The organism is Silvanigrella sp. (assembly GCF_044369315.1).
GTDB lineage: Bacteria > Bdellovibrionota_B > Oligoflexia > Silvanigrellales > Silvanigrellaceae > Silvanigrella.
On the sequence record NZ_JBIPMD010000228.1, the window covers coordinates 1 to 5,083 of the forward strand.

Annotated in this window: 5 protein-coding genes; 3 read left to right on the forward strand and 2 right to left on the reverse strand. The window is 25.1% G+C overall.

Translation table 11 applies throughout. From position 1 onward, the window contains the following. Positions 1–674 precede the first annotated feature (674 nt). Entirely contained in the window at positions 675–1,319 is a 645-nt protein-coding gene (locus ACIQ56_RS14180; RefSeq protein WP_397601701.1) for a hypothetical protein, read from the forward strand. 25 nt (positions 1,320–1,344) lie between these two features. Here ACIQ56_RS14180 and ACIQ56_RS14185 read toward each other — a convergent pair whose 3' ends face one another. Continuing rightward, on the reverse strand, positions 1,345–1,947 hold the full coding sequence (locus tag ACIQ56_RS14185) for a LysE family translocator (RefSeq protein WP_397601702.1): 603 nt from the start codon (positions 1,945–1,947) through the stop codon (positions 1,345–1,347). Between the two features lie 227 nt (positions 1,948–2,174). On the opposite strand from ACIQ56_RS14185, the gene ACIQ56_RS14190 reads away from it, so the two are divergent. Together ACIQ56_RS14190 and ACIQ56_RS14195 are read left to right on the forward strand one after the other, a co-directional pair. Beyond that, positions 2,175–2,633: a hypothetical protein gene (locus tag ACIQ56_RS14190; protein WP_397601703.1), complete on the forward strand. Its 459-nt coding sequence runs from the start codon at positions 2,175–2,177 to the stop codon at positions 2,631–2,633. Continuing rightward, positions 2,630–3,079: a hypothetical protein gene (locus ACIQ56_RS14195; protein WP_397601704.1), complete on the forward strand. Its 450-nt coding sequence runs from the start codon at positions 2,630–2,632 to the stop codon at positions 3,077–3,079. The genes ACIQ56_RS14190 and ACIQ56_RS14195 overlap by 4 nt, the downstream gene beginning before the upstream one ends. 1 nt (position 3,080) lies before the next feature. On the opposite strand, the gene ACIQ56_RS14200 is transcribed toward ACIQ56_RS14195, so the two are convergent. Then, entirely contained in the window at positions 3,081–4,703 is a 1,623-nt protein-coding gene (locus ACIQ56_RS14200) for a hypothetical protein (RefSeq protein ID WP_397601705.1), read from the reverse strand. Between the last annotated feature and the right edge of the window lie 380 nt (positions 4,704–5,083).

The following is a 5,083-nucleotide window of genomic DNA, read 5'->3' on the forward strand; positions in this document are numbered from 1 at the left end:
TATTGACTTTTAACTGATTTCTTCTTTAACATTGGACAACCCTTCTATATGAACGCCTAAGTTCATAGCATATTGTCCACCAAAAGGAATCACTTTAACCATTAATAGAATTATTATCTAAAGATTTTAATATGCGTAGAGATATTTACCCACCTCTCGTTAAAAAATGAGTCATATCATCTTAATAATACAAATATAAATCGACATAGCAAATGTTAAATTTCATAAAAAAAATAAAAATTAAAAATATAAAATATAATTATTTATGGAAAATAATTACAATTTTCAAAATAATTTCAATTATTTTATTTACACATATTTTATGATTTTATGATTCCCAATTAAATTATTTATTTTTTTAATTCATAGTTTAATACCTTGACTGAAGATAGATAAGCCTTATGAGAATCCAAATGGGATAGATGAGGGACTTATTTAAAATATATTTAAATCTCTTTAGCTTTGGCATTAGAAGAAATATTAAAAAAATATTAATTATTAAAATATTTATAAAATATTTTTTGTTTAAATATATACATATTTTATATTTTATATATAAATAAAATGAATCATATTCAATGACAGATAAAAAAACAATTGACTTTATAAAAAATATTTTATAAAATAGATTTAAACTATCATTCTTATTAAAAATCAAAACAAAGGAATAAATTATGAAAATTTTTTATATCATTATTATTTTATTCATAAGTTTTAAAATTGCTGCTGAAGAAAATATAATTTTTAACCCATATAAACAAATATTTAATACTTTAGGATACCCTATAAAATATTGCGAAAAATTTCTATTTTCAACAAACCGAGTACAATCAAATGAAAATAAAACAGGTATTATAAAAGCAACAGATACATTATTCAATAATAAATATTACTTAAAAGAATACTTCTCTCAAGGTTCTATTGCAAATGCAATTTTTACAATATTACCAGAAAGTTTAGAAAATTGTGGCAAATATATTTATACAGAAGATCAATTTTATATAAAATATTTAAATAATGAATTTTCTATTAAAAATTACTTAAAAAATGATGGTAACGGGAACTATTTTCTTGAAGAAAAAGGACTCATGCCTAAAGACTATGAAAATTATTTATTTTCATTAAGATCTACAGATAATTTTATTCTACCAACAAATTATTCCTATGTTTTAAATCAAAGAATAAATAATAATTTTTCAGTTTTCCATTGTGATCGTTCCGATTGGTGTTCCGCTAAAAATATTTTTGAAAATTTTATTTTAAAATTGAATCCAGTTGTTAATCAAACATACGGAAAAGCCAAAGTTCCAGTTGATTAAAAAAAAATAGAACGTATCAATCGTATTATATTGTTACCAACAATGATATCGCTAATAAAATCATAACACTTCCTGAAATATAACGAATATATTTTTCTTTCGTCAATAAAAACTTGGAAGCTCTATTCGCAAGCAACAAATATGTAAACATTGAGGAAAGAACTACTGAAATTTGAATAAGAGATAAAGTAAAAATTTGTACTAAAATATTTTTTTCATTTACAATATAATTAGGTAATAAAGCTATGTATAAAAACAAAAATTTAGGATTCGTTAAACAACAAATCAAAGATTCATAATATAATTTAAATTTATTTGGCCTAATTAAGCATTTTTGATTTTCAAATTTATATTTATCTTTACTTAATATATTTTTTATTCCTAAATAAATAAGATAAATAGCACCTATAACTTTTAAATACGTATAAAAATTTGATGAAAATTTAAAGACACCTTGAACACTGAATGAACTAATAATAGCAAATATAATTAACCCAGAAAAAACACCAAATATCGCAAAAATAGCATCTTTTAGCCGATATCTTAATCCATTATTAATCATAAGAACAACGTTTGACCCTGGTGAGAAAGCCAGTAAAAAGACGGTTACAAAAAAAAGATAGTACATAATATAATGAACTCACTAGAATAAATTAAAAAATTTAGGGAATAAATATCATAAATAATTCATATAAATCATAAAATACTACATTAATTTATAAAAAATAAAAAGAAAATAATAAAGCAATCAAAAACTATTTTAAACTTTTTATACTATTTTTAATAGAAAAAAAAAGCTATACTTTTGGGGACTAAGGTACCTTGTTAGGTATTTTCATATAGGGGCTTGCAGGAATGAATCAATCGAGCAAATTAAAATTTTATCTAATTAATCTTTTTTCACTAATTACGCTTACATGCCCATTACTTCCCTGGATGTCTTATGGTGTTGGCTCCAAAACAGGAATGGACATAGGTGGGAAGCCAGCGAATTTTATATTTTTATTATCATTTCTTTTAATTGTCATTTCTTATATTTTATTTAAAACGAATAAAATTCGAAAGTTCTTTTTATATACAATGCTTTTTCTTTCACTTTCTGTTTGCGCAATTTATTTTTATGAATTGACAAAAATAGGTTACCAAACCATGATTGCTAAAAATTTGCCTGTAGAAATGTTTGGGGTTGTTTCTCTTGCAACAAATCAAATAAGAATTGGTTACGGACTTTGGGTTGGAAGCGCAGCTTCCTTGCTATCTTTAATTATTAATTATATATCAATAAGGATCAAAAGTCAAAAAGGAATCATATGATATTTCAAATTGTTGATAATATTTTTGATCTTTATCCTGAAGCTTTAGCACATCCAATTAACAGCATTGGATTAAGTCATGATTTGTTAACTAAAAAAATTAAAAAGGTTTGGCCAGACTACTATAGAGAATATGCTCGATCATGTTTAAGAAAACATTTTGAACCCTACCAATCTTATTATTATCCTATTAATACCTTATTTGGAACAAATCACATCATTGCCATGACAATAAGAAACAATTGGCAAGAACGATTAAAGCGAGATACAATGAGAAAAACCATATTATCTCTTATAGATCACTGCAATTCTAAACAAATAATGACTTTAGCAATTCCAATTATTGAAAATGTACCGCAAAAGTGGTTGGAACAAGAAATTGAATTAGCATCTAAAAATTTCTCAAATATGAATTTAAAATTAGTTTATATTTTTGAAAATAACTAATTCACAACTCTGTTACCTCATAAAATTTCCTTTCAAATACAACATTCGCAATTTTTTCAATTTCTCCAAACTTTGAAAGTTCATGAAGTTTTGGATCTTTAATGCTATCTATCAATAAAGACATATAAAGCTGTAAAGAGTAATCGACTTCTGTTAAAAACCCATCAACAAAATTATTTAAATAATAATCATAAGATTCAATTTCACCAGATAAAGCAATAATTTTAGTAAATAATTTCGTGTAATCTTCTATAATTTTTTCTTCCGTATAATCCACTTTATTAAAGTATTTTTCTTTAAAACTGGGTTTAAAAACATAGTTTGTTTTTTGTTCATTAAATTTTTCTACTTTTTTTACCAATCTTAAAATATCCTTATTTACCTCAATAGCCAATTGGCTTATATTACTGAGTTTATCACTATAAATTTTAGAAATATTTTTCATATAATGAACTGCATTTTTATCCTGTTTTTTAAAAAAATCGAATGCGGGTCTCCAATATGTTCTTGGTGCATGAGGAGAAATACCATGAAATAATTTTGTTTCAGATTCATGCTTATTTCTCAATTCCATTTCTGTTTCTCTATAGTCAATATAATCTTCGACTATTTTATTCCACATTTTTTTTTCATGCTGATCAATTTTATAAGAAGCATATGAAATTCCCACATCTGCAATCAGTCCAAATGGCGATGCGGCAAAATTAGAAAGAGTTGTGTTTACTAATTTCCCACTCCAAACTCCAATATAATTTATAAAACCAATTACACATTCACCCATATAAATAGTAGACATTGTATATTTCATAATATCAGTTACAAATTCTAGTTTTTTTGAAGGTTTTCTATCATTTGCAACATAGGTAATACCAAGTACTAAATTATATAATATGGCTCCACCGATTTGAAAATAATATTTCGAATCACTATTAAATTGCTTCAAAGGATTGGAAGCTGTTTCAGAAGTTCCATAAAAAATCCATCCTAAATTTCCTAAAATACCGATACCTTTTCTTCCTAATGAAGTAGGATGCGATAAATCTTTAAACCAATTTTTTATTTCTTGACCATAATTTTTTTTGTTTACTAAGCTATCGAGTCCTTGTAAAAATTCTTTTGATTTTTCTGGACTGAATTTTCCAGAGACAAGTGTTGAAAAAATAAGATCCGTATAAGCCGCTCTATCAAACCCGCCAATTGACTTATATTTTTTCTTAATTTTATTCTCTATCGTTGATCTGTAGAATTCTATATTTGATTTTGAAGAATTCATAATATGATTATTACAAAATAAAGAAAATGTAGATTCAGGTGCAAATAATACCTGAATTGATTTTAGTAAACTCAATCTTATCGAACCCAACTGGGCATGTAATGGAGTTTTTAAAGCTTTCATATATCTTGAATAATTCATTGTTTTATAATATATTTGCTCTAATTCTTTAAATTCTTTATCATAGGGTTGTCCTTTAGAAAATAAGGATTTTTTATAGTTTGTTTGAGTTAAGTCATGATCAAATGTTTCAACTAAATTAATGTAGTAATGAAACAGTGATGACAAATTAAAATTAACTAATCCATTTCGAGATGCTACATTAGATATTTCACTTAAAACTTTATTCATTTTATTTAGATTATTTAATTCAATTTCATATTTATTTTTATTTGATGGAATAGCAGGTAAAAATTTTGATTTTTGTCTTAATTCATAACTCGTATTTAAGGGCTCATATAATTCTTCTGGACTTTGAAAACTCTTACCATAATAAAGATCTTTTCGAACTATAAAATAAGCTCTAGAAGCAAAAGGGGTTAATACTCTTCTCCCTCCGTTTATTGCAGAAATAATAGCAAAAGCAGTAATCGTTCCTGTAACAGCGGCATAAGGAGTGATCTTCCCCCAATTTTATAGACACAATTAACCGACCTTTTTCATTGGTCTAGTTATTTCAAATATAACTGGAGACAGATATCCATTCGACGAATGCTTTCTAACACGATTGT

Bases quoted from the DNA above. Each gene is read 5' to 3' on its own strand.
- ACIQ56_RS14180 (WP_397601701.1), top strand. From the start codon at position 675: ATGAAAATTTTTTATATCATTATTATTTTATTCATAAGTTTTAAAATT.
- ACIQ56_RS14185 (WP_397601702.1), bottom strand. From the start codon at position 1,947: ATGTACTATCTTTTTTTTGTAACCGTCTTTTTACTGGCTTTCTCACCA.
- ACIQ56_RS14190 (WP_397601703.1), top strand. From the start codon at position 2,175: ATGAATCAATCGAGCAAATTAAAATTTTATCTAATTAATCTTTTTTCA.
- ACIQ56_RS14195 (WP_397601704.1), top strand. From the start codon at position 2,630: ATGATATTTCAAATTGTTGATAATATTTTTGATCTTTATCCTGAAGCT.
- ACIQ56_RS14200 (WP_397601705.1), bottom strand. From the start codon at position 4,703: ATGAATAAAGTTTTAAGTGAAATATCTAATGTAGCATCTCGAAATGGA.